Source organism: Collinsella aerofaciens (assembly GCF_015548375.1).
Taxonomy (GTDB): Bacteria; Actinomycetota; Coriobacteriia; order Coriobacteriales; family Coriobacteriaceae; genus Collinsella; species Collinsella aerofaciens_AB.
The window spans coordinates 85542-111300 of the sequence record NZ_JADMWW010000005.1 but is presented as its reverse complement, the minus strand read 5'-3'; the positions used below and the strand labels follow the sequence as shown (position 1 = coordinate 111300).

18 protein-coding genes and 1 pseudogene are annotated in these 25759 nt (G+C 62.3%); 15 read left to right on the top strand and 4 right to left on the bottom strand.

All coding sequences use genetic code 11. From position 1 onward, the window contains the following. Positions 1-237 precede the first annotated feature (237 nt). Together I1969_RS03820 and I1969_RS03815 are read right to left on the bottom strand one after the other, a co-directional pair. Positions 238-867, bottom strand: coding sequence for a response regulator (locus I1969_RS03820; protein ID WP_195233017.1), 630 nt, complete (start codon positions 865-867; stop codon positions 238-240). Then, on the bottom strand, positions 864-2009 hold the full coding sequence (locus I1969_RS03815; protein WP_195233015.1) for a sensor histidine kinase: 1146 nt from the start codon (positions 2007-2009) through the stop codon (positions 864-866). The genes I1969_RS03820 and I1969_RS03815 overlap by 4 nt, the downstream gene beginning before the upstream one ends. Before the next feature lie 199 nt (positions 2010-2208). On the opposite strand from I1969_RS03815, the gene I1969_RS03810 reads away from it, so the two are divergent. The 6 genes from I1969_RS03810 to I1969_RS03785 all read left to right on the top strand — a co-directional run bounded on the left by I1969_RS03810 (position 2209) and on the right by I1969_RS03785 (position 10544). Further along, on the top strand, positions 2209-3147 hold the full coding sequence (locus tag I1969_RS03810; RefSeq protein ID WP_195233013.1) for an ABC transporter ATP-binding protein: 939 nt from the start codon (positions 2209-2211) through the stop codon (positions 3145-3147). 9 nt (positions 3148-3156) lie between these two features. Next, positions 3157-4344 (top strand): ABC transporter permease, encoded by a 1188-nt coding sequence (locus I1969_RS03805; protein WP_195233011.1) that lies wholly within the window; start codon positions 3157-3159, stop codon positions 4342-4344. Further along, on the top strand, positions 4331-5536 hold the full coding sequence (locus I1969_RS03800) for an ABC transporter permease (protein ID WP_195233009.1): 1206 nt from the start codon (positions 4331-4333) through the stop codon (positions 5534-5536). The genes I1969_RS03805 and I1969_RS03800 overlap by 14 nt, the downstream gene beginning before the upstream one ends. A gap of 128 nt (positions 5537-5664) precedes the next feature. After that, positions 5665-6378 carry an ABC transporter ATP-binding protein gene (locus I1969_RS03795; protein WP_229028235.1) on the top strand — a complete coding sequence of 238 codons (714 nt, stop codon included), beginning with the start codon at positions 5665-5667 and terminating at the stop codon, positions 6376-6378. An 8-nt stretch (positions 6379-6386) separates the two neighbouring features. Beyond that, positions 6387-9032, top strand: coding sequence for an ABC transporter permease (locus I1969_RS03790; protein ID WP_195233005.1), 2646 nt, complete (start codon positions 6387-6389; stop codon positions 9030-9032). A gap of 306 nt (positions 9033-9338) precedes the next feature. Continuing rightward, complete coding sequence (locus tag I1969_RS03785) at positions 9339-10544, top strand: DUF362 domain-containing protein (protein WP_195233002.1); 1206 nt, start codon at positions 9339-9341, stop codon at positions 10542-10544. A gap of 251 nt (positions 10545-10795) precedes the next feature. On the opposite strand, the gene I1969_RS03780 is transcribed toward I1969_RS03785, so the two are convergent. Beyond that, on the bottom strand, positions 10796-11761 hold the full coding sequence (locus I1969_RS03780; protein ID WP_195233000.1) for an alpha/beta hydrolase: 966 nt from the start codon (positions 11759-11761) through the stop codon (positions 10796-10798). A 186-nt stretch (positions 11762-11947) separates the two neighbouring features. On the opposite strand from I1969_RS03780, the gene trhA reads away from it, so the two are divergent. From trhA to I1969_RS03735, 9 genes and pseudogenes are all read left to right on the top strand, one after another. Beyond that, positions 11948-12631 carry a PAQR family membrane homeostasis protein TrhA gene (trhA, locus tag I1969_RS03775; RefSeq protein ID WP_193221631.1) on the top strand — a complete coding sequence of 228 codons (684 nt, stop codon included), beginning with the start codon at positions 11948-11950 and terminating at the stop codon, positions 12629-12631. Positions 12632-12745: 114 nt separating this feature from the next. Then, the gene (locus tag I1969_RS03770; protein ID WP_195232998.1) at positions 12746-14119 is read left to right on the top strand and encodes a hemolysin family protein; all 1374 of its coding nucleotides are present in this window, start codon (positions 12746-12748) and stop codon (positions 14117-14119) included. Between the two features lie 24 nt (positions 14120-14143). Further along, on the top strand, positions 14144-14977 hold the full coding sequence (locus I1969_RS03765; RefSeq protein ID WP_229028234.1) for a cyanophycin synthetase family protein: 834 nt from the start codon (positions 14144-14146) through the stop codon (positions 14975-14977). A gap of 136 nt (positions 14978-15113) precedes the next feature. Beyond that, positions 15114-15503 (top strand): YtxH domain-containing protein, encoded by a 390-nt coding sequence (locus tag I1969_RS03760; RefSeq protein ID WP_195232996.1) that lies wholly within the window; start codon positions 15114-15116, stop codon positions 15501-15503. Then, entirely contained in the window at positions 15503-16258 is a 756-nt protein-coding gene (locus tag I1969_RS03755) for a PRC-barrel domain containing protein (protein ID WP_152074499.1), read from the top strand. The genes I1969_RS03760 and I1969_RS03755 overlap by 1 nt, the downstream gene beginning before the upstream one ends. A 72-nt stretch (positions 16259-16330) precedes the next feature. Then, positions 16331-17737, top strand: a complete 1407-nt coding sequence (locus I1969_RS03750) for a polysaccharide deacetylase family protein (protein ID WP_229028233.1) — start codon at positions 16331-16333, stop codon at positions 17735-17737. Positions 17738-18213: 476 nt separating this feature from the next. Further along, the gene (locus I1969_RS03745; RefSeq protein WP_458795820.1) at positions 18214-20040 is read left to right on the top strand and encodes a magnesium transporter; all 1827 of its coding nucleotides are present in this window, start codon (positions 18214-18216) and stop codon (positions 20038-20040) included. Positions 20041-20114: 74 nt separating this feature from the next. Next, the gene (locus I1969_RS03740) at positions 20115-21311 is read left to right on the top strand and encodes an Nramp family divalent metal transporter (RefSeq protein WP_055252163.1); all 1197 of its coding nucleotides are present in this window, start codon (positions 20115-20117) and stop codon (positions 21309-21311) included. A 511-nt stretch (positions 21312-21822) separates the two neighbouring features. After that, positions 21823-23157 (top strand): annotated as a pseudogene (locus tag I1969_RS03735) (IS256 family transposase). A gap of 218 nt (positions 23158-23375) precedes the next feature. On the opposite strand, the gene I1969_RS03730 reads toward I1969_RS03735, so the two are convergent. Then, positions 23376-25628 carry an acyltransferase family protein gene (locus I1969_RS03730; RefSeq protein WP_195232984.1) on the bottom strand — a complete coding sequence of 751 codons (2253 nt, stop codon included), beginning with the start codon at positions 25626-25628 and terminating at the stop codon, positions 23376-23378. Positions 25629-25759 lie beyond the last annotated feature (131 nt).

Sequence of the window (25759 nt, the reverse complement as noted above, 5' to 3'; positions counted from 1 at the left end):
CGGCATTCAGCATCAGGGTAGCGCTGCGACGCGGAAATCGCGCGCCGTTGCCGCGCCCCGCAGTGCCCGCTTCCCCCGAGAACAATTATCAGTGCAGGTAGACGAGCCGTCATTTTGCAGAAAACGCGGGTATGGATGGGGGTCCTGAGTTTGGCCCCGTAAACCGGCATAGTTTTGAAATGGCCTTAAATCGGTAGCAGCCATTTTGCTATGCCGGAACGGTCGGTCTTCGGGCAACTACCCTCGCAGGTAGGCGATAGCGATCTGCGTGCGGTTGCGCAGGCCCATCTTTGCCAGGATTGAGCTGATGTGGTTGCGCACGGTGCCTTCGCCCATGTAGGCGGTGGCGGCGATCTCTTTGTTGTCGAGGCCGCGGGCGATGAGCTCGGCGACTTCGAACTCGCGGTCGGTCAGACCGGCAAAGGCCGCGGGCCGGCGGGTCGCGCCGGCTTCAGCGTCCGCCCCATCAAAGTCGACATCCCCGATCGCCTTGCCCTCGAGCACGCGCTTGCCAGCCATGACCTGCGCCAACGCCGGCGGAATGGCAGCGACATCGGTCTTGATCAGGTAGCCGCGGGCGCCCAGCTTGAGCGCCGACACAATGTACTCGTCATCCGAGAACGTCGTCAGAAACACCACGCGCGCCGCAGGGTCGTGCTCAAGGATCTCGCGCGCGGCCGAAAGGCCGTCGCGTCCCGGCGTCTGGATGTCGAGCAGCGCAATATCGGGTGCGTGCTCGGCGTAGAGCGCCACCGCATCGTTGCCGTTGGCACCGGTGCCCACCACTTCGATCTGCGGCTGGGCGCCCAAGATAATCTTGAGCGAATCGACCACCAAGCGGTCGTCGTCGACAACGATGAGCCTCATCGGCCCTCATCTCCTTGCTGTTTGGGAACGGGGGCAAACACACGCCAGCCGCCGGCGCCGGCACGCGGGCCGGCGGTGAAGGTGCCGCCAAGCGCCTCGATGCGCTCGCGCATGGAGGCGAGCCCCATGCCCTCCGCGGTGCCGCGGCCGCTTGCTTGGACCTCACCCACGCCATCGTCGGTAACAATGAGCTGGTAAAACGACGGATGCTCCATGCACCGTACGGTGACGGTCTGGGCGCAAGCGTGGCGCATGGTATTGGAGAGCGCTTCGCGCAGGACCGCTGCAAAGCAGTTAGCGACGTTTGCGGGCGCATGTTCGGCCATAACTTCAAGCTCAATCTGCGGGCCGCCGTCCGAGCGTGTGCCTTCGACAATGCGTTCGAGCTGCACGGAAAGGTCGACGGCGTTGTCGTTGAGCGCGTGGACGCTGGTGCGCACAAGCTGGAGCGCCTCGTCAACCGTGCGTTTAACGTCGGCGAAATCGGCGGCGACGCCAGGCTCGTCGGCGTGGACCACGCGTAGGGCTTCGGCCTGCAGTGAGGCGCGCGTGAGCTGGTGCCCGACGTTATCGTGGATCTCGCGCGCGATGCGGGCGCGTTCGGCGAGCGTCGCGAGCTCGACTTCGTAGTCCTGGCGGTCGGCGAGGTCGCGGTTGCGTGCCTCGAGTGCCAGGGCGCGTTCTTGCAGCTCGTCGCGGGTACGGCGCATGCGCTGTTGCTCGCGCTCCAGCTGGGCGGTACGTAGCGATAGCAAGGTGGCAGCAACCGAAAGGATGGCGGTCAGCAGGAGCGTTCGGGTGGTGAGCGCGCCGCCGCGAAGGTCCGCGACAAGCGCAAAAGCAAAGACGGAGCCAATGCCCAGCGCGACCCAGGCGTGTTCGCGGCGCACGCGTCGCGCGATGTCATAGAGAGCGAGAGGTGCAAACGGCACAAACGGCGGCACGAAGACAGCCGCGATGATGCAGACGTAGCTCGCTGCCTCGCTTGCGCGTCGGGTGCGTTTCCCCTGTGTGACCTCGGCCAGCGAGGTGGCAATAATGCCAAGGCAAAACGCCACAACCAGACGAGCGTCCACGGCAAGACCCATGGCGGCCGCAATACAGCACGCCAGCACGATCGATTTGTCGAAAAGCCTGTTCATACGGGTATTGTACGCGAAGCTGCGCGTGGTGGAGGGGCCGCCTAGCGCAACCGTGACATTCCTCCCGCACGGTGGGGCGGTCGCGTCAGCGTGCCACGCGACCGAGCCCCCGCACTCGTGACAAAGCTCACTGGTGCGCGCCGTCCGCTCCTGCGATGATGCAATCGTACCGGGCCGCAAGCAACAGAAGGGCCGCCTCATGACAGACATCGTCCACGTCGAAAACCTCGTCAAGCGCTACGACGATCTTATCGCGCTCGACCACTTTAACCTGAGCATCGCCCCCGGCGAGATCTTTGGCCTGCTGGGCCCCAACGGCTCGGGCAAGACCACGTCCATCAACTGCATTTTGCAGCTGCTTGCCTACGACAAAGGCACCATCGAGCTGTTCGGCGAACCCATGACGCCCGCCCGCTACGACCTCAAGCGCCGCATCGGCGTGGTGCCGCAGCAGGTGGCGGTATTCGACGAGCTCACGGTGCGCGAGAACATCGACTATTTCTGCAGTCTCTACGTCAACGACCGCAAGCGCCGCCGCGCGCTGGTGGACGAGGCGATCGACTTTGTCGGCTTGGGCGACTTTACGAAGTTCCGCCCCGGCAAGCTCTCGGGCGGCCTGGCGCGTCGCCTCAACATCGCCTGCGGCATCGCGCACAAGCCCGAGCTCATCTTCTTTGACGAGCCCACGGTGGCGGTCGACCCGCAGAGTCGCAACGCCATCCTGGAGGGCATCTGCCGCCTGCGCGACGAGGGCGCCACGGTGGTGTATACCAGCCATTATATGGAGGAAGTCGAGCAGATCTGCAGCCGCATCATGATCATGGACGGCGGGCGCGTGCTGGCGCAGGGCACCAACGACGAACTCAAGCGCATGATTCAGATGGGCGAGAAGATCGTGATCGAGGTCGGCGAGGTGCCGAGCGCGGCGCTCGGTGCCGTCGCGAGCCTGCCACATGTCCTGGACCTGTCGGCGACGGCGGGCCAGCTCACGTTTTCGTGCGAGGCGAGCCCGCATAGCCTGACGGACATTCTCGATGCGCTGCGCTCGCATGACGTGGCGCTTGGCCGCATTTATTCCGAGCCGCCGACCCTCAATGACGTGTTCCTCGAGATCACCGGCCGCGAGCTGCGCGACTAGGGGGCAGTCATGTTCAAAACCATCATCACCACGGTCAAGACGCTGCTGCGCCGGCCGAGCACGTGGGTTTGGGGCGCTGTCTTTCCCGTCGCGCTTTCCACGATGTTCATGTTTATGCTTGCGAACCTCAGCTCCGACGGCACGGTCGACCCGGTGCCGGTTGCTGTCGTGGCGGATGAGGCTTGGGACGCCTCGACCTTTAAGGACGTGGCGACGTCGCTTGCCCAGGAAGGCGACGACCGGCTGCTCGAGATCCACGAGTGCGATGACGCAGCCGATGCGAACCGTGCGCTTAAGGCCGGCGAGGTTGCGGGCATCTATACGGTCGACGAGGCGGGCACGCCCAAGCTCACGCTGCTATCGAGCTACGACAGCTCGCGTGCCTCATCGGTGCTCACCGACCGCAGCATTCTGGAGACGGTGGCAAGCTCGTATACACAAAATGCCGAGCTCATGTCCCAGATTGCCCAGGACAACCCGGCGGCGCTCGCCGACTCGGAGGCGGTTGCGCGCGCCCTGTCGCTCGAGGGCGGCACCCGCCGCGTAAGCCTGACACGCACCACGCCCGATGGCACGGTCATCTACTACTACGCGCTCTTTGGTCTGGTGGCGATGATGTCTGCCGAGTTTGCCGCCTTGAGCGTCGTCGATCTGCAGCCCAATCTGTCGGGCCTCGGCGCGCGTCGCTGCGTGGGCGGCCTTTCCAAGACGGCGTCGCTGGCCGGCATCTTTGTCGGCTCGTGGCTGGTTTCCTTCGCCTCGATGGCGATCGCAATCGGCTACGTGCGCCTGGTCGTGGGCGTCGACTTTGGCGGGCGCGAGGGGCTGTGTCTGGTGGGCGGCGCCGCTTCCGCGCTTGCCGCCACGGGCCTGGGACTCTTTGTGGGCACGCTTCCCGTTAAGGGCGGCAAGGCGTCCAAGTCTGGCATCCTCACGGGCTTTGCCACCACGTGCGCCCTGTTCGCCGGCCTCTACGGCGAGCCGGCGATGGCGCTTGCCGACGACGTCGCCCGCGCCTGCCCGGCCGAGTGCTGGCTCAACCCCGTCAAGCTCATCTGCGACATGTTCAACCGCCTGTATTTCTTTGAGGACCTGAGCCCCTTTGCCGTTCGCGCCGGCGCGCTGGTCCTTATGGCGCTGCTGTTCGTTGCCGCCGCCACGCTGATCTTTGGAAGGAGCCGCTATGAGCACCTTTAAGACCGCGCTTCGCATGGCGCTGGCGCACCCGTTCTACCTGCTCATCTATACGGTGTTCATCTCGCTCATGGGCGTATTCATCGCGGCATCGGTGAGCTGGAACTCGTCGCAGCTCACCGAGTACAAGCCCTACGACACCAACGTGATCGTGGTCGACCGCGACAATAGCGACCTTTCGCGTGCGCTTACCAAGCATCTGGGTTCGCGTTTTGAGCTGGTCACGGGCGTCGGCGACGACACCTACGACCTTGCGGACGCGCTCTCCAAGAGCAACAGCGCCAAAGGTAGCGCCGACTGCGTGTTCTTTATCCCGGAGGGGTTTGAGGGCGATCTTGTTACAGCCGCCCGCGCGGGGGAGTCCCTGCCCAAGCTCGACGTGACTTACGGTGCCGGTACCATGGCGGCGGCGCTTTCGTCTGCCGAGGCCTCGCGCTGGATCTCGCTCGCGGGTGCTGCGGCGGCACTTGAGCCCGCCGCCTCTAATGGTAGCGTCGCCAAGGCCGCCGAGCATGCCGCCGCCAAGCGCGCCGAGGTCCAGATTGAGCAGGTCAAGGTTGGTTCGACTGCCGCCGCCATGCTCAAGTCGTATTTCAACTTTGGCGCGTACGCGATTATCTCGTCGGTCATCGTATCGGTGGGGCTGGTGTTCTCGGGCATGAACGAGCCCGAGCGCGTGCGTCGTATGGATGCCGGCCCAATCTCCGAGCGCCGGCGTTCGCTCGCCGTGTTTGCGGCCGCCACTGTGATCACCGTCTGCATCTGGTTTGTGTCGAGCATGATGGGCGTCGTGGGCTTTGCCGGCGCGGTTGCCGAGGTCGGCGTGGGTCGTGTGTGCCTGGCGCTGGCGGCGACGTTTGCCCTGGCGTGCACGCCTCTGGCCGTTGGCTTTGCCCTTTCGAGCCTGGGTGCGCGCGAGGAGCTGCTCAATGGCGTGGGCAACCTGCTCGGCATGCTCATGACGTTTTTGGGCGGCGCTTGGATGCCGCTGTCGCTGATGGGCCCGGCCGTGCAGACCGTGGCGCACTTTGTGCCGACATATTGGGTGAACGACGCGATCGGCAAGGCGCTCGCGTCGGACCTGACGTCTGCCATGTTGGGCGACATCGCCTGCGACCTGGGCGTCACCGTGCTCTTTGCCGTGGCCATCGCCGCCGCAGGCCTGGCCCTCTCACGCACCAAATCCCGCGCCTAGTCACCTAGTCATTTAAGAACGTCCCCAATGACTAGTCTGAAATAAAATCCAGGCCTCGCCTAAAAATAGTTCGCCATGGTTTACTATTACGCTCATAAAGTAGCAATAGGCTAACAATGGGGGATAGCATGGCGACGAAGCAAGCCTACGTCCAGGTCAAGGGGCTCAAGAAGCACTACGGCGACGGTGATGCGCGCCTGACGGTACTCGATGGCATCGACACGTCCATCAACCGAGGCGAGATCTGCGTCATGCTGGGGCCCTCGGGCTCGGGCAAGTCGACGTTTCTTAACCTGATCGGCGGCCTGGAGGATGCCGACGCTGGCTCTATTTTGGTGGACGGCTGCGACCTCACGGTGCTCAAACCTACCGACCTGGGCGAGTATCGCCGCCGTGAGCTGGGCTTTGTCTTCCAGTTCTACAACCTGGTGCCCGATCTCACCATCAAGGAAAACATCGAGGTCACGGCACACCTGTCCAAAAAGCCGCTCAACATCGATGACCTGCTGCGTTCGCTGGGTCTCTACGAGCACCGCAACAAGTTCCCGCGCCAGGTTTCGGGCGGCCAGCAGCAGCGCTGCGCCATCGGCCGTGCGCTCGTCAAAAACCCGGGCCTGCTGCTGTGCGACGAGCCCACCGGTGCGCTCGACTATAAGACGTCCAAGGAAATCTTGCAGCTCATGGAGGATGTCAACCGCGCCTACGGCTGCACCATCATCATCGTCACGCACAACGCCGCCATCGCTCGCATGGCCAACCGCGTGCTACGCCTGCGCGACGGGCGCATCGTCGAGGACGAGCTCAACGATGCACCCGTCGCGGCCGCCGAGCTCGATTGGTAGGCGGCGCCATGACACCTCTCGTAAAACGACTCCCGCGCGAGCTGCGCCGCAATATCGGCAAGTACCTGGGCATCTTTTTGCTTATGTGCGGAAGTATCGCCCTCACGTCGGGCTTTTTGCTCGCGGCGCATTCCATCGGTTGCCTCATCGACGACATGCGCGACGAGTACACGATTGAGGACGGCCGCGTGACCACCTCCTTCGAGGCCACCAAAGACCAGCTCAAGGCAGCCGAGGATGCAGCCGACGACGTCGGCGGCGTCACGCTCTACAAGAATTTCTCCATTGACGCCATCATCAAAAAGACCGCCGGCGACGACGGCACCAAGCGCACCCTGCGCACCTATGCGCACCGCACCAAGGTCGATATCGCGTCCTACTGTGAGGGCAGGCAGCCCAAGACGGACGACGAGGTGGCCATCGACCGCGTTTTTGCCACCAACAACGACCTCGACGTGGGCGATAGGGTCGAGCTCGAGGGTCGCACCTACACCATCTGCGGCATCATGACCCAGCCCGATAGCCAGGCGCTGTTCCTCAACAATTCGGACTTCACGGTGAACACCATCACGTACGGCGTGGCCGAGGTCACCGACGCCGGCTTTGCCGCGCTCGAGGATGCCGGCGGCGCGCCTGCCTACACCTACTCCTTTACCTTTACCGACCGCGATCTCCCCACCGCGGATCGCATCGATGCGGAGCAGGATATGGTCGAGGCGCTGACCGATGCCGATGCGCGCGTGGACGATCTGATCGATGCCGATTCCAATCAGGGCATTGGCTATGCGCGCGACGACGTGGACGGCGACTCCATGATGTGGATGACGTTGCTCGACATCATCATCGTGATCATGGCGTTTGTCTTTGTGGTGCTCACCGACGCCACCATCGAGGAGGAGAGCGCCATCATCGGCACGCTGCTCGCCAGCGGCTATCGCCGTCGCGAGATCGTGCTGCACTACCTCGCGCTTCCCGCCATCGTGGGCGTGCTCGCGGCGCTTTTGGGCACTGCGCTCGGCGTTGTGTTCTTTACCGAGCCCATGCGCGGTCTCTACTACGGCTCGTACAGCCTGCCACCCTTCCAGGTGTACTGGAGCTGGGAGATCTTTGTGAAGTGCGCCGTGGTTCCCGCCGCCGCGCTCATCCTCATCACGCTGGTGGGCCTGCTTCGCAAGATGGGCAAGACGCCGTTGCAGTTCCTTCGTCACGAGGCGAGCGGCAAATCGGGTACCAAGCGCGGCCTGCAGCTGCCGGAGCGCATGGGCTTTGTCTCGCGCTTTCGCCTGCGCGTCTTCCTGCGCAACCTGGGCAACTTCGCCACGCTCTTCGTGGGAATTGCGTTTGCGTCGCTGCTGCTGCTCTTTGGTCTGGCGATTCTGCCCACGATGACGCACTATGCGGACAACCTCGAGACGAGCCTGGTCGCCCAGCACCAGTACACGCTCAAGGCGCCGCTAGAGCTTGAGGGTACCGCCGAGGAGCGCGAGCAGTGGTCGGCGCTCGAGCGCTTGCAGTCGGTTGACGGCGCGCTGCTTTCTGCCGTCCAGGATGCCAGCGACGAGCTTGATGACGCGGCCGATGCCGCGACCGCATCTCCGTCTGCCGAGAGCCTGTCTGCGATGCAACGCGCGCTCGCAAGCGTTCAGGACAAGAAGGATGCGCTCTACGCGCGCCTCGACGGCCTGGCCGATGCCCTTGGTTGCGACCACGACGAGGCAATCAATCTGATTGATAAGGCTTCGAAGATTGACACCGACAACGATGACATTCACCCGGTTAACACGACCGACAACGGTGCGGCAAAGATTGCACAGGCCGAGAAATACGCTGTCTACCAGTTGCAGTACGACCGTGGCAACGGAAACGGCGAGGAGGCCATTTCCGTCTACGGCATCTCGCCCGATTCGCGCTATTGGAAAGACCTCAACGTCGGCGATGGACGCGTCGTCTTTGGCGGCGGTCTGCTCGATAAGTTTGGCTGGAGCGAGGGTCAGAAGGTCACGCTCAGCGACAAGTACGAGGGCGAGCATTATTCCCTTGAGTACGCGAGCAAGGACTGTGCCTGGGGCTCCAAGTCGGACATGAATATCTATATGAGTATCGACGACTTTAACGAGCTGTTCGACAACGACGCCGCCTACTTTAACGGCTATGTGAGCGACGAGAAGCTCGACCTCGATGCTCGTTACTTTGCCGGCGACACCACGCCCGACGACATGCGCGCCGTGGGCGACCAGTTCATCGGCATGATGAGCAAAATGATCGGCATGATGGTCGGGCTCGCGGTGTTTATCTTCCTGCTGTTTATGTACCTGCTGACCAAGGCCGTGATCGACCACAGCGCCCGGTCGATTAGCTACATGAAGGTCTTTGGCTATCGCGATAGCGAGATCTCGCATCTGTACATCCGCTCGATCACGCTGTGCGTGGCGGCGTCGCTCGTGCTGAGCCTGCCATTGATCATCGGTTCGCTCACCGCCATCTTCCGCTCCATGCTGCTTGCCTATAGCGGCAATATCGAGATCTACGTGCCAGCTTGGTCCATGGCGGTATGCGTGGGCATTGGCTTTGCGACCTACCTGATCGTGGCGCTGCTGCACATGCGGTCCATCAAGCGCGTGAGCCTGGCCGAAGCTCTCAAAGTCCAAGAGTAGTCATTGGGGACGTTCTTAAACGACTAACCATTGGGGACAGTCTTTGTCGGATCGTCGGCTCGCCGGTCGGGTTGGCAAGGACTGTCCCCAACTGCCGGCAAAAAGGGAACGTCCCCAACTGCCGGGTGGCGGGTGGCGAAAGAGCGTCTCTAGCGGTACTCATTTAAGTCTGTCCCCAATGAGTAGTTTCAGTCATTTAAGTACGTCCCCAATGAGCACCTGGGTGTTGCGCTTGACTTTGACCCTACTTCAACGGGTACCATCCTCTCATGTCTGTAACGCCATATAGACCGAGGGGATAGATCTATGACCGCAACTGCACCCGCGGCGCCCGCTAAGGTGTACTTCACCAACCTGCGCACGCATGCTCGCGAGAGCCAGCTCGACAAGCTCAAGCGCCTCATCCGTCGCGCCGGTATCGAGCAGATCGACTTTGAGAACAAGTTCGTCGCTATCAAGATTCACTTTGGCGAGCTGGGCAACCTGAGCTTTTTGCGCCCCAACTACGCCCGCGCCGTAGCGGATGTCGTGAAGGAGCTGGGCGGCAAGCCCTTTCTCACCGACTGCAATACGCTCTATGTCGGTAGCCGCAAAAACGCGCTCGAGCACATCGACACCGCCTACCAGAACGGCTTTACCCCGTATGCCACGGGTTGCCAGATCATCATTGCCGACGGCCTCAAGGGCACCGACGAGGCGCTCGTCCCGGTCGAGGGCGGCGAGTACGTGCGCGAGGCCAAGATCGGCCAGGCACTCATGGATGCCGATATCGTGATCAGTCTTACGCACTTTAAGGGTCATGAGCAGGCGGGCTTTGGCGGCGCCATGAAGAACCTGGGCATGGGAGGCGGCAGCCGTGCCGGCAAGATGGAGCAGCATGCCGCCGGCAAGCCGAACGTCGCGACCGAGCACTGTGTTGGCTGCCGTGCCTGCGAAAAGGTCTGCGCGCACAACGCTATCTCGTTCGACGACACCCGCGAGCGCAAGCTTGCCAGCGGCACGACTCGCACGGTGCACGTGGCTACCATCGACCACGATCGCTGCGTGGGCTGCGGCCGCTGCATCGGCGTGTGCAACCAGGACGCCATCAAGCCCGGCTATGACGCCGCGGCCGACGTGCTCAACTACAAGATCGCCGAGTATACGAAGGCCGTCGTCGACGGCCGCCCCAGCTTCCACATCTCGCTTGCCATGGATATCAGCCCCAACTGCGATTGCCATCCCGAAAACGACACGCCTATCGTCAACGATATCGGCATGTTCGCGAGCTTCGACCCGGCCGCCATCGACCAGGCCTGCGCCGATGCCGTCATGGCATCCGAGCCGCTGCCCAACACCGAGCTCACCGATAGCGCCGCCAAGATGGAGCACAATCACGAGCATCTGGAGGGCGAGCAGGCGCGTGACCCCTTCTGCATCACACATCCCGACACCGACTGGCGCGCGTGCATCGCGCATGCCGAGAAGATCGGCCTGGGCACGAGCGAGTACGAGCTCATCGAGGTCAAATAGCGCCTAGTTATTGAACAAAACAAGCGCCTCTGTGGCGTAAGTCGAGCAAAAGCCGCCCGCGAGCACAGTGCCCACGGGCGGCTTTTCGGAAGTGCGGTGAAAAATCGAATACCACCGACCACAAACCGTTTTTTGACAACAAAACCCCTGATAAAATGTTGGTGAAACTGTGGTCTGGTCGGGCTTCCCGGCATTTTCACCGCACTTCCGAAAACGGGGAGTCAGATAGACCAGTAAACCGTACTATTCGCCTAAAAATTCCTATCGAGGAAGTTGCCGACCGTGCTCCAGTAGAGCTCGGGGTCAACTTGCGCACTCTTGGCGTGGGTGGCGCCATGAATGGTGAGCTTTTGCTTGACCTTGCTGGCGCACGCGTCGTAGTTTTGGTCGAGCATGCCGTACGGCACAAAGGTGTCCTGGTCGCCGTGGATAAACAGCATGGGAACCGTCGCGTGTTTGAGTTGCTCCACACTGCTTGCCTTATGAAAGTCGTAGCCCGCGCGCACGTTGCACACCAAGTTTGCTACATCGAGCAAGGGAAAGCTGGGCAGGCCGAACACGTCCTTGAGCTGCAGAGAAAACTCATCCCAAACACTCGTATAACCGCAGTCCTCGATAATGCATTTCACGTTTGCGGGCAGAGATTCCCCCGCGACGTTCATGGCGGTTGCCGCACCCATCGACTCGCCAAAGATCAGGATGCGCGCCTTGGGGTCAGCCTGAACGATTCGCTCGATCCATGCGACGATGTCGAGGCGCTCGGGCCAGCCCATGCCGATATAGTCGCCGCCGGAGCGCTCGTGGGCGCGGGCGGCGGGTACGAGTACGTTCATGCCGCGGTCATGGAATCGTTTGGCGTATCGGGCCATGCCGATAGGCTCGTTGGTATATCCATGCAGGCAGACGGCGTAGTCGTGCGTGCTCTCCGACGCAGCAAAATACCAGGCGGCAAGCTCGGTCCCGTCGTCCGCGGTGAGGCTGCTGCTCTCGCGGTTTTCCTTAAACCACGCCCGCGCCTCGCTCTCCTCGGCGTCCATCTGCTCGCCTTTTTCGGCGTCTTTGCCGTCCTGCATCATCTTCATGGTGTACGGAGCACGCGGGTTCAGGGCAAAGTCAAACAAAAAGTTGCCGGCAAACCCGAGCACCGCGGCAATGAGCACCGTGGCAACGGCCAGACCGATCTTGAGCCCTCGGTGGGAGCGTGTATTTTGAGCCATTAGTCGCTCTCCTCTAAGATGTTAATACATCAACATTTAAAACAAGCGCATTATGGACGTTCGCCGTTGATGCGTCAACAAGCAAAGAATGGGTAAACAAAGGGTCACGTAAGGTGCAAATTTCGCACGTATCCAGACGCTTTGATATAGTGTTAAGAACCATTTACGTTGGAGGATGTAACCGGCATGTCCGATTCGAGCGACAGTTCCAAGCCGCGACCTAAGGCCGCGGCCGTTCCGCAGTACACGGTGGGCGAGGAGATTATGAACTCCGTCACCCATGGTGTCGGATGCCTGCTGGGCATTGCAGGCCTCGTGCTTCTGATCGTATTCGCCGCCCTGCGCGGCGGAGGCCCGGCACACATGGCCGCGGCGATCGTCTACGGCGTCAGTATCATCCTCGAATACTTGGCCTCCACGCTTTACCACGCGATTCAGCCCGCGGGTGCCAAGCGCGTGTTTCGCATCATCGACCACAGCTGCATCTACCTGCTCATAGCCGGCAGCTATACGCCGTTTTGCCTTATCACGCTGGCGAACGACGGCGGGGCCATACTGTTCTTTGCCGTGTGGGCCATCGCCATCATCGGCATCGCACTCGAGTGCTTTTTGCGCGAGCGTCAGCCACACTGGGTAAGCGGCTTGGTCTACCTGCTGATGGGCTGGCTTATCGTCTTTAAGCTGCCCGCGCTTGTGGCGCTGCTGAACCCCGTCGCGCTTGCCCTGCTCGCCGTCGGCGGCGTGTGCTATACCGTGGGCGTGCCGTTCTATATTGCCAAAAACGTGCGCTATCTGCACAGTGTTTTCCACTTGTGGGTGCTCGCCGGCAGCATCTTCCAGTTCATGGCAGTGATCCTCTTCGTAATCTAGCGATCGCATCTGTGCCCGCGGGCCCATCCAAGCGCCCGCCGGGCGCAACTGCCCTATCCGTCACCTACGTCTACTGCCTAACGTCCCGAATCTTGGAGGTTCGAGAAACTCCCGATGGACATAACCATCTCCCTTATTACCACGCTCGTCCTGACACTTATCAACGGCTACTTCTCCATGTCCGAGATGGCTCTCACCACGGCCAAGCGCGCCGTGCTGGAGCACGATGCCGAGGAGGGCGATAAGCGCGCCGAGCGCGCCATTAAGCTGGCCGCCGATTCCGATCAGCTGTTGGCCACCATCCAGGTCGCCATCACGCTCGTGGGCTTTGCCTCGTCCGCCGTCGCGTCGACGAGCCTGTCCGACCCGCTTGCCGCGTGGCTCATGAGCTTTGGCATCGCACCGCTTTCCGCCATCGCGCGCGGCCTGGCGCCGGTCATCATCACCGTCGCCGTCGCTTTTGTGTCCATCGTGATCGGCGAGCTCGTGCCCAAGCGCATCGGTCTCGCTAACGCCGAGGGCGTATCCAAGCAGGTCGTGGGACCGCTCTCCGTGTTCCAAAAGATCGCCCATCCGCTCGTGTGGCTGACCGGCGCTTGCTCCGATGGCCTGGCCCGCATCCTGCGCATCAAGAGCGCCGATGACCGCCAGAACGTCTCGGAGGAAGAGATCAAGTACATGGTCTCGGAGCAGGACGACCTGCTCGACGAGGAAAAGCGCATGATCCACGAGATCTTCGACCTGGGCGACACCGTTGCCCGCGAGGTCATGGTGCCGCGCGTGGACACCACCATGTGCGAGGACGACGAGACGGTCGCCGACGTGCTGTCCACCATGCGCCAGACCGGCTTCAGCCGCATCCCGGTGTATCACGAGGACCCCGACAACGTCGCGGGCATCGCGCACATCAAGGACCTGATTCAGCCCGCGCTCGACGGCAAGGGTGACCAGCCCATCGCCGATTATCTGCGCGACGCCACCTTTGTGCCCGACACCAAGGATATCCTGCCGTTGCTGTCCGAGATGCAGACCTCGCACGACCAGATCGTGGTCGTCGTGGACGAGTACGGTGGCACGGCCGGCATCATCACCATCGAGGACATCGTCGAGGAGATCGTCGGCGAGATCGAGGACGAGTTCGACCCCGACAACAAGTATCTCACGCGCCTCTCGCGCCGTGAGTGGCTCGTCGATGGGCGTTTTTCGTGCGATGACGCGATTGAGCTTGGTTGGCCGCTCGAGGAAAGCGATGATTATGAGACCATCGCCGGCTGGATTTTGGAGCTTTGCGACTCGGTGCCAGACATCGGAGAGGTGTTTGAGGTCGCAGGGTACAAGTTCAAGGTACAGTCGATGCGTGGCCAGCGCATCTCGCTCATTCGCGTGATCGCTCCGGCCGAAACCGATAAGAAGGATTCCGAGCCCGCGGCAGAGAAGCCGGCGGCGTCGGGTGCGGGCTCTGCGGATCCGCACGACGGCGACGAGTAGGGCAAGGACGAGTAGGGGAGAGTTATGGCAGGCCTGTTCAACATCCTTAAGGTCACCGTCAGCGAGGACAAGATTTGCGCGCACGTGCTGGTGAACCCCGGCATGCCACTCATGACCTCGGAGGATATCGAGGCCACGGCGCGCGTGTACTACCTGGTGCCCGCGATTGCCAAGCATCTGTGCCTGGGCGATTCGGGTCGCGAGTTCCAGGACTGCATGGGCCAGACCGAGCTTTGCCACCTGCTGGAGCACGTGACGGTCGAGCTCATGAACGAGACCGGTCTTGCCGGCAGCATCTCGTGCGGTCGCACGCGCGTGAGCGAGCATGACGAGCGTGTCTTTGAGGTCGAGCTTTCGTGTCCCGATGACGCGTTGGCCATTGGCGCGCTGTCGTCGGCGACCTTTATGATGGACTGGGCGTACCTGCACGCCGACCAGCCGGCCCCCGACGTGGAAGGCACGGTCGCGGGCTTGCGCAACCTGGTGCTGGGCATGCGTGCCGAGGCCGAGGGCAAGGACCCGCACGAGGCCGTCGCCGCTGCGAACGGCGAGGACGTGGCCGAGGATGCGCCCGAGGGCGACGCTCCTGCCGACGCCGACACTGAGCCTGTTGCCGAGGCGCCTGCTGAGCCCGAGTCTGCGGAGCCCCAAGGCGTCCCGAGCTTTGACGACGAGCCGCAGATGCCAATCGATACCGAGGGTGCGGTCGCCGAGAACCACGAGGCCCCCGCGGCCGTCTTCGGTGGTGCGGCAACGGCTCCGTCCGGCTCGGCGCACGAGGGAACGCTGCCGCTCGTTGACGGCGCTGGCGAAGACCCGGCCGCCACGGTGGCCATGCCGGCCATGCCGCAGGAGTAGGTTCGCTCACTTATCACCATCATGTTCCTGCGCTTTTACCGTACGCAGATGAGCGCGACGGCAAGTGTTGCGCTGCGGGTATAATGGACAGCATTCAAACGGTGGGCATCGAGGTGCCCGCAGGAGAGGAATGATCATGGGAAAGACTTTCAGCTTTGTCTCCGGTGCGCTCTTTGGTGCTGCCGCCGGCGCTATCATCGGCGTTGCTCTGGCCCCGCGCTCGGGTGCCGAGACCCGCGCCATGGCCGCCGATATCGCCAACGATGCCTGGGACAGCATGCGTGACACCTACGAGCACGGTGCCGAGGAGGCTCGTGCCGCGGTCAACGACTTTGGTCCGATGGTCGACGCCAAGACCGATGACCTGCGCGCCAAGGTCGACCTGGCCCGCGAGCGCATGGACCAGCTTCGCGAGCAGCTCAACAACGCCATCTCGGGCGGCAACGTGACGCCCGCTGCCGACGTCGTGGTCGAGAACGTCACTGAGGCCGACACCGAGGCCACGGAGCCCTCGACCGAGGCATAATGCGCGCAGGGGATTTTGTCGGCGTCAAGGTTTATCGTAAGCCTGCCGAAGACAAGCGCACCAAAAAGGACGGCACGCCGCGCAGCCCTAAAAAGCTCGGCAAGATTCACTTTCCCGTCTTTACCCCGGGCGGCACGCGCGTGGTGGGCTTTATGGTCCGCCAGTCCGATATCGCGGGCATGATCGAGCGCCCCGACCGCTTTGTGGCGCTCGATGCCATCGGCGTCTATGAGGGTGCTGTCGCGGTCGACGACGTCAAGGGCACCTACGATGCCGCCGCGGCCAAGCGCCTCGATATCAACCTGGACGATTGCATCATCTGGGTTGGCATGGATGTGCGCACGGAATCGGGCGATGTCGTGGGCTACTGCTCGGACGTTGAGTTCAAGCCGCGCTCGGGTATTGTGCAGATGTTCTACGTGACCGCCGGTGCCGCTTCGAGCGTGCTGGTGGGCGACACGCAGGTGCCGCCGACGATGCTGCGCGGCTACGAGAACGGCGCGATGATTGTCTCGGACGAGGTCAAGGCACTCGGGTATTCGGGCGGCGTGGCCGCCAGGGCTGCCGAGGCCGGTGTCGTGGTGGGCGATAAGGTCAAGAAGGGCGCCAAGGTGCTCGATGACAAGGGATCGGTTGCCGTGGACAAGGGCAGCCGCGCACTGGGCAAGCAGCTCGGCAAGACGCGCGGTATGTTCAAGGCCTTTAAGGACGAATATCAAAAGGCGAGCGGGAGCTCGTCAAAAGCTAGCAAATAGCGACGTACCAAATGATGGGAGGCGAGCCGGAGACATGTTGCTCCGGCTCGCTGTGTTTATGGGGGAGGGCACATGCGCCAAAACGGATCTAACTTAAACGGACGCTCGGGCGCGCGTCCGACGGCGCGCCGCGACCTGGGGCAGCTGCCCAGCGGTCAGCGTCAACGTCGCCGTAAGCCCGGCGCGATGTACCTCAACCATAGTCGTGGTTTTAGCGATCGCAGTGCGCGCATCGGCAACGGGCGCTCGCCGCGCCGACCGTCCCACCTGCCCTATGCGCTCATCGCCGTGGGTTGCGCGCTCGTGCTGTTCATCGCTGCCGTCGTGGGCTACGTCAACCGCAGCGTGGACGTGGAACTCAACGGGCAAAAGACCGCGGTGCGTGTGGGCTCGACGTTGCAGAATCTTATCGACGACCAAAGCCTGACCGAAACGTACGATGCCGGCGATCTGCTGGCCGTCGACGACAGCGTGCTCAAGCGCCATGGCGGCGAAAAGCTGTCGGTGAAGGTCGACGGCAAGCGCGTGAAGCAAGGCAAATGGGATAGTCGCGAGCTTACGGGTGGCGAGAAGGTGACGGTTAAGGACGGCCGCAACGCGTACGAAAAGCACGAGGTCCAGGCCACGACTGTCGAGCCAAAGCTTAAGGTCGAGGGCACGGGTGCCATTGAGTACGTCAAAACCTGGGGTGTTCGGGGCCGCTCTGAGGTATGGGTCGGCGAGCAGTCGGGCAAGACGCAGGACCGCGGCGAGGTCGTGCCCGCCACCGACTGCGTAGTCGAGTGCGCAAGCGTAGCGCCCAAGGGCAACGAAAAGTACGTGGCCCTGACATTTGACGAGGGTCCGAGCGGCGCGACCAAGCAGATCTTGCAGGTGCTCAAGGAAAAGGGCGTCACGGCGACATTCTTCCTTTCGGGCGATGCCGCGGAAGCCTCACCCGCTACTGCCAAAGCGATTGTCGATGCCGGGTGCGAGATCGGCTCCAACAGCTACAGCGATGATTCGCTCAAGGGCGAGGATCGCGAGACGGTACGCAAGCAGATCACGAAGGGCACCGAAGCGATTAAGTCGGTGACCGGCGTCGAGACGATGTTGCTGCGTGCCCCCTACGCCGCGTTTGACGAGCAAAACTGGATCGACTCGATGGACCTGGTGTCCGCCGTGGTTTCGTGGAATATCGATTCGGGCGACTGGCTGCTCAACGGCGCCGACGAGCAAGTATCGACCGTGCTCGACTCGGTGACGCCGGGCAATATTGTGCTGCTCACCGATAGCGATGAGTGTGTCGAGCAGACGCTCGAGGCGTTGCCGCAGATTATCGATGGCCTTGTCGCCGACGGCTACAAGATCGTGACGCTCAGCGACCTGGTCAAGACGGACACGGCATTGAGCAAAAAGCTCACCTCGCTCACCAAGGTTTCCATGCCCAAAAACGCCGTGTTCCCCCAACTCCCCAAGGACGACGACACCACAGAGTAGTCATTGGGGACGTGCTTAAACGACTAGCCATGTGGGACAGTCTTGCGAAAACTCGGCACTTGGGGACTGTCCCCAACGGCCGGCACTTTGGGACAGTCCTTTTCTGTCGCTCGCAAAGAGTGTCCCCGACGATTAGTCGTTTAAGAACGTCCCCAATGACTATGTCACGGATACGTCAGCGTTTGGTATGCCTGCAGTGTGCAGCGCATAAATTCGGTGCCGCAGCGCGATGCTGATGATATAGTTACTGCGGTTAATGAGGGTCAAGAGAAAGGTTGCAGGTGAAATCCAAACCTCGACCATACAGTCGATGACCCCATGCAGGTGCTTTCTGCGCGTGCACGGGGTGTGAGCGCCGAGCGGTGTGCCGCCTGCGCATGCGTATACATATCTAAAAGTCCACGGATGGCGTGTCGGCATGGTCGCGCGGTCCGTAGGAATAATGATGGGGAGCACCATTGAATTATCTGAGTGAGATGCTCAAACTGCCGGTCTTGGATGTCGACGGCGAAAAGCTCGGCGTGGTTAACGATTTTGGCATTGCAACCGGCGAAGTTTTTCCGCACGTGACGTCGCTCGCGTTCCGTGGTCCCGGCAAGACGCCGTTTATGATTAGCTGGCGCAAATGGGTCGACCGTATCGACGAGACGGGCGTGTACCTCAATACGTCTGCCACCAACATTCGCTTTTCATATCTGCAGCCGACCGAGCTGTTGCTGGCGCGCGATGTTCTCAATAAGCAGATCGTCGATACGCAGGGCATGAAGGTCGTGCGCGTCAACGACATCAAGTTCTCCATGTCGGGCGAAAATCAGCTGCGCCTGCTGGGTGCCGAGGTCGGTGCCCGCGGTCTGCTGCGTGCAATCAGCCCCGCGCTCGAGCACGTCGTTGAGAGCTTTATGAAGCACCTGGGCAAGCCGCTTGGCGAGGACATTATCGCCTGGTCTTACATGGACCTGCTCGATCGCTCGACTAAGAACATCCAGCTCTCGGTGTCGCACAAGACGCTTGGCGAGCTGCATCCTGCCGACATCGCTGACATCATCGAGCAGCTCGACCCGCGCCTGCGCGCGCAGGTGTTCGCGCAGCTCGATACCGCCCAAGCCGCCGAGGCCATTTCGGAGTTTGATGACGACGAGCTCATGACCGAGATGCTCGAGGGCCTGTCCGACACGGACGCATCGTCGATGCTGGCCATGATGGACCCGGACGACGCTGCCGACCTGATCGACGAGCTCGATTATGAGAAGGCCGAGAAGCTCCTGCGTCTGATGGGCGTCAAGGAGGAGAAGGCGATTCGTAATCTGCTGGGCTACGAGGACAACACCGCCGGCCGCATCATGACCTCGGAGTTTGTCTCGCTGCCCGCCTCGGCGACGGTCGGCGATGCCATCGAGGCGATTCGCAAACTCGACGAGGACTTTGAGAGTGTCTATTACGTCTATACCGAGGATCCGAGCGGCATGCTGACGGGCGTGCTTTCGCTGCGCACGCTGATCGTGGCCGACCGCGACGCCACGCTGGGCCAGCTCGCCTATCGCGATCTGGTTTACGTGTCGCCCGACGAGGACCAGGAAGACGTGACGGACGAGATGACCAAGTACGACCTGGTTGCCATCCCTGTCTGCGACGAGAACCGTCATATCCTGGGTATCGTAACCTTCGACGACGCCATGGACGTTATCGCCGAGGAGCATCAGGAGGACCTGCAGATCGCCGGTGTCGGCTCGGGCGATAGCGCGTCGGATGACTCGACGAACGTGCTCAGCTGGTTCGTGCATCGTCAGTACTGGGTTGTCGTGTGGGGCATCGCCTCGTGCATTATGGCGACGGTGCTGGGGACGACGCTGGGCTCCGCGCATCTGGCGGTGTTCCCCATGTGCGCCATGCCGCTCGTGCTGCTGGCTGCCTCGCGCATGGTGTCGTTCGTCAAGAACTATTTTCTCGAGTACGACGGTCACGACGACGAGCCCAAACCGTATCTGGGATTCTTCTTCCAGAGCACGGGTATGGGCCTGATCCTTTCGCTCGTGACCTACCTGTGCGCGCAGCTGGTGCGCACCACCGCGTTCCCCGATGCCCCTATGTTTGAGGAGCAGCTCTTTACCGGCTGCTTTAACATCGCGGCCGTCATTTGTCTGATTGGCAACATGAGCGCCGTGATTTACCTGATGGTGCTGTTCTGGCGCGATGAGCACGACCTTAACACGTCGGGTACCGCCATGAACGTCATCGCCGTCATGATCTCGTGTGTGGCGTACTGCATCTCTGCGGTGCTGCTCACCATATCGGTCATGGGATAGGTGGTCGCGTGCAAAACACGAACCCAAAGCCGAGCACCAAACAAAAGCTGACCATCGCCGCCATCTTTGGCGCCATGGGCCCCGGTCTGCTGGCGGCGCTTTCGGGTAACGACGCCGGCGGTATTGCCACGTATTCCAGCGCGGGCGCCAGCTATGGCTATAAGATGCTCTGGATGCTTCCCGTCATGACCGTGCTGCTTATCGTGACGCAGGAGACCGCGGCGCGCTGCGGATGCGTCACGGGTAAGGGCCTGGCGTCGCTCATTCGCGAGCGCTTTGGCGTGCGCAAGAGCGTGCTGGCCATGGCGGCGCTGTTGATCGCCAACACGGCGGTGACCATCTCTGAGTTCGCGGGTATTGCGAGCGGCCTTGCTCTGTTTGGCGTTCCGGCGAGCATCTCGGTGCCGCTCGTGGCGCTGCTGGTGTGGATGCTTACCATGTCGGGCAGTTTCCAGCGCATCGAGAAGATTTTGCTGCTGGTAAGCTGCGTGTTCGTGACCTATATCGTCGCCGCGTTTATGGCCGGCCCCAACTGGGGCGAGGTCGCGGTCGACTTGGTCGTCCCCAATATTCAGAACGATCCCAGCTACGTGTCGCTCGTGGTCGCAACGATCGGTACCACCATCGCGCCGTGGATGATCTTCTTGGCTCAGAACAACGTGGTCGATAAGAATGCGGGCGAGGACGACATCGTGCTGCAGCGCATTGATACCGTGAGCGGCTCGATCGCTGCTGATATCATTGCGGGCTTCATTATCATCACGACCGGTACGGTGCTGTTCCCGGCGGGTATTCAGATTAGCGATGCCGCCGATGCCGCCCGCGCGCTGGAGCCCATCGCGGGCCAGTGGTCCACGGTGCTGTTTGCCTCGGGTCTGGTCGCAGCGAGTTTTTTGGCTGCCTGCGTGCTGCCGGGCGTTACGTCGAGTGCCATCTGCGAGGCTTTTGGTTGGGAGCGCGGCGCCGATCGCAGCTGGGACGAGGCCCCGGTTTACCGCGGCATCATTACGGCCATCATCGGTATCTCTGCCGTGTTGGTGCTTATGCCCGGCGTCGATCTGTTCCAGATTATGATGACCTCGCAGGTCATCAACGGCGTGCTACTGCCCGTGGTCTTGGTATTCCAGGTGGTTATCGCGGCGGATCGCCACATTATGGGCGCCAACCGCAACGGCCGCGTATGGAACGTGCTCACGTGGGCGACTATCGGCGTGATTACGGTGCTGACGGTCGTCATGTTTGTGCTGCAGGCGATGGGCTACAGCGCGTAGCGCCTCTTTTGGGTTTCGGGTGGGCCGCAGCGATGGACTGCGGCCTGTTTTTGCCTGCTATAGGGTGTTAGTTATATGGAAGTGGACCAAAAATGCTAAATATGAGTACTGTTGCTAAGTGAATAGCATTTACACCCAAGAAGATAATGAACATAGCAGATAATATGTTCATTAAAACTGACTCCAATACGCCTTAAACTAGTTAAGCTGGCTGCTTTAGGGGGTTATACGGTTCGCTCGGACGTCATTTTTGGTTGTTTTGGCTGCTACTAAAATGGTAACAGTACTCATATTTGCCCTTTTTTGCCCACAGACCTTTGAGGTTGCGGCGAAAAGGGCTTGTTTTGATTGGTTGGGGCAGGCGCGAGGCGCGGAAACGATGTCTGGAGCGGCGGAGCGGGGTCGCGCGCAGAGATGTGGTGTAAGAGGCGGGGCATGCCCCGCCCCCGCCCTTCCTTGAAAGGGCGGGGGCACCGCCTAGAATTCGTCGTTGGAGTAGTGAAGGTGACGAATGAAGGGAAAGGCGATGCCCCAAGAAGAGAGTGTACTGCGCCTCAGCCGCGACGAGGCCCTCGAGGCGGCGCGGCTTTGGCAGGAGTGCGGCGACGCGCGCGAATTCGCGTGCAGGGTGCTGGGCGGCGTGATGAACGCGCTGATGGACTCCGAGGCCCAGCAGATGTGCGGCGCGGGCCGCAACGAGCGCGGCGGCGGCAGGGAGAACAGCCGCAACGGCTACCGCACCAGGTCGCTCAGGACCGCCGTGGGCGACGTGGAGCTCGAGATACCCAAGCTCAGGCACGGCACCTACTACCCCGAGGGCATGCTCGCGCGCTGGTCGCGCGTCGACACCTCGGTGGCCGCCATCGTGCAGGAGATGTACGTGTGCGGCGTGTCCACCCGCAAGGTCGAGCGCGTGGCGTCCAAGCTGGGCATATCCTCGCTGTCGAGCTCGGAGGTCTCGAGCCTCTGCTCCGGCCTCGACGCCGAGGTGGCCGAGTTCCGCCGCCGCGACCTGTCCGGCACGCCGTGCTGCTACCTGTGGCTCGACGCCACCTACATGAGCTGCAGGGTCGGCTCGTCGGTCGTCTCGCAGGGCGTCGTGACCGCGATCGGGCTGGGCGCCGACGGGCGCAAGCACTTCCCGGGCTGCGACGTGGTCGACACCGAGAGCGAGGACTCCTGGGCGGCCTTCCTCGGCGGGCTGCGCGAGTGAGGGCTGTCCGGCGTGCGCCTCGTGGTCTCCGACAGCCACGCCGGGCTCGCGGCCGCCGTCTCGCGCCTGTTCCAGGGATGCGCCTGGCAGCGCTGCGTGACGCACCTGCAGCGCAACCTCCAGAGCGCCTGCTCGGGCAGGCCCGAGGGCTCCAAGGCCGCCGTCAGGGACCTCGTGCACGCCGCGGTCTACCAGGACGACCCCGACCTCGCGCGCTGCGTGTGGGCCGAGGCCGTGCCCTGGGTGGCGTCGGTGTCCGCCAGGGCCGGCGAGGTCTTCGAGCGGGCCGAGGACTCCGCGCTGGCGTTCACGGCCTTCCCCAGGGCGCACTGGCCCAAGCTCCGCACCAACAACGTCCAGGAGCGCGCCAACCGCGAGATCAAGCGCCGCTACAGGGTCGTGCAGTCCTTCCCCTCGAGGGAGTCGATGCTGCGCCTGACGTGCGCGAGCCTCATGGAGACCGAGGGGCAGTGGTCCCAGCAGCGGGTGTTCTCCGAGGCATCGGCCGCCGAGGGCTTCGCCGAGCCCGCGGACAGGCAGGCCCCGACGGAGGGGAGGCGCCGCGCGCTCGGGCGGCGCGCCAAGGAGATCGCGGACGAGATAGTCGAGAGGCGCGGTCTAAAGAAGGAGTAATATCGGGACTTGCAGCGACGGACCTCAGGACACTCTTACACCACGTTCGCGCGCGCGACCCGGAGCGGCTTGGAATTCATCCGTAGAGGTCTTCATTGGCTGCGCCAGGAGGGCTTTCAGGTGCCGGTACAAAAGGAGCGTCCCTAACTGCCGCAGGGGGGGGGCATCGGCCACAGCCGACGCCCCCCCCTGCGGGTGTAAGCAGATTTGGCTGCGAGTTACTTGTCGGTGCCCAGCTTGTGTGGCTTGTAGGCGAGGGCATTGACGAGTGCGTCGGCGGCGGACTTGACAGCTGCCGGCTGCGGATCGTTGGCGTGGTCCTCGGGGTGCACGGGTAGGTCTTTTTTGACCGCATCGTGGATTAGGTTGAGGTACTCGGTTACACCGGTGGCCGACAGGTGCGTGCCGTCGCCGTCGAACAGGTCGTTACGGTTGGCGCTGTATCCGTACCAGTCGATAACGCGCACGTTCTTGTAGCGCGTAGCGGCGTTGGCGATGGCCTGATTGGTAGAGCCAACCCACGGCTGCGGGCTGCGCGTGTTCACAAACACCACGATACGCTTATCTCCTGCATCGGCCATGATGGCGTCGATCTGGTCATCGGTTACCAAGCCGTTAGTGCCCAGCGCAAAGACCACGATCTTGCCGGCAAGGTTCTGTTGGAGATAGCCCTCAAATGTCGCACGGCCCGCATCGAACTGGCGGCCCTTTTCGGCATCGATGTGGCTGTGCGGGAACACGCCGTCAAAGGAATCAACGGCGCGCAGCGACACGGAGTCACCGATCATCAACAGGTCGTAGGAGCCATCGGGGAAACCGTCGTTGTCCTTGTCGGCGCCGTCGGCCGCCTGCTGGTCGGTGGGCGCGGTGTTCTTGGCTTCCTTGTTGAGGACTTCGGCGCCCTCGCCGCTCAGTGCGGAGGTCTCCGGCACAAAGATCAGACCGCCCAGTGCGATAACAAGCACGATGCCGCAAGTGGCGCACACGGGAATATGCGCGCGTGCCCAGTTGACGGGCGTAGTAGTGCCATCGCGGAATTCGGAAACAGTGCGCCCAAAGGCGCCCTTCCTAAACGGAGTCTCGATAAAGCGATAGCAGCACTCTGCTACGGCGACCACCGCAAGTACCTGCAAGATGTACTGCCACCAGGGTGTATCGTTGATGTTGGCGACCGGGTTCATAAGCAACAGCAGCGGATAGTGCCACAGGTAGATACTGTACGAGCGCTTGCCAACCCACACGAGCGGCTCGGCGGACAGCGCGCGGGCAACCATTCCCTGGGGTTGCACGCAGGCCGCGATGACCATGAGCGTGAGGATGGAGCATAACAGCGTGCCGCCGCGATACTGGAACGCGGTGTAGCCGTTGGTGAGCGCGACCATGGCGGCAAGGCCAACCAGACCCACGACGCCCAACACGTCGATGGATGCGGGCGAGGACCAAAAGCGCACGAGGGCGTTTGGCTGTGCCGGGGCGGCCTCGGCTGCGGAATCGGTCTTCTCGTCATGCCCGCCCTTGGCATTCTTGTCGAGCTTACCGCGCTTGGCAGCACGAACTAGGCGGTCGAGTCCTAGGCGATGGGCGAGACGCACCGGCGCTAGGTCGCGATCGGGGATAAAGGCCATCCAGGCACCCAGCAGCAGCGAGAACACGCGGGTGTCGGTGCCGTAGTACACGCGGCTGGGGTCGGCGGCAGGGTTGTAAAGCACCATCATGGCGAGGGCGGACACCGCGGAAAGGCCCAGAACCACGCGGCGCGTGTTGGGCTTGCTCACATGCATGGATACCATGGCAAACAGCAGTGGCGGCCAAATCAGGTAGAACTGTTCCTCGATGGCGAGCGACCAAAAGTGTGTGAGCGGCGAGGGGTCGCCCAGAGCATTGAAGTACGAGACGTTTTGGGCAATCTGCCACCAGTTGTTGAAGAACAGCAGCGACGGTAGGATGTCGGGGCGCATCTTGGTGAGCATCACGTGGTTAAAGATGGTGCACAGCGCGCAGGTCACGAACACTACCGTTACCACGGCGGGGACCAGGCGACGGATGCGGCGAATCCAGAAGCTCTTAAGGTCGATGCGGCCGGTCTTAGCGACTTCGTTGAGCAGCAAGCGCGTGATCAGATAGCCCGAAAGCACAAAGAAGATCGTGACGCCGAGCAGGCCGCCCTGAGCCCACGTGAGGTTGAGGTGATAGAGCACCACAGCGACGACGGCGAGCGTACGCAGGCCGTCGAGCGCAGGAATGTAGCGGGACTTGGGACGAGCGGGCGCCTGCTGGTAGGTAGCGGACGAGCGTGTGGCGCCGGTGTTGGTCTTGGCTGTATGGGCGCCCTTGTTGGTGGGCGTTCGATGCGGGCTCGGGCCGCGTCGCAACTCGTCGGTGCGGCGGTCGGCGCGCGGGCGTTCGTGCGGCGCCCGGTTATCGGGCGCGCGGCGCGGGTCGCGTGGGCTCGATTGTGGGAGTTGCTCCATAAAACATCATCCAATGACGAGAATAATCAGCACATATTCATTGTAGCTGCCTGCTCCTGTGAATGCTTGCTGCTGGCGCAACCTCAAGCGCGCGTTCACATCAAAGTGAACTAAAGTTATAGAGGTGCGAG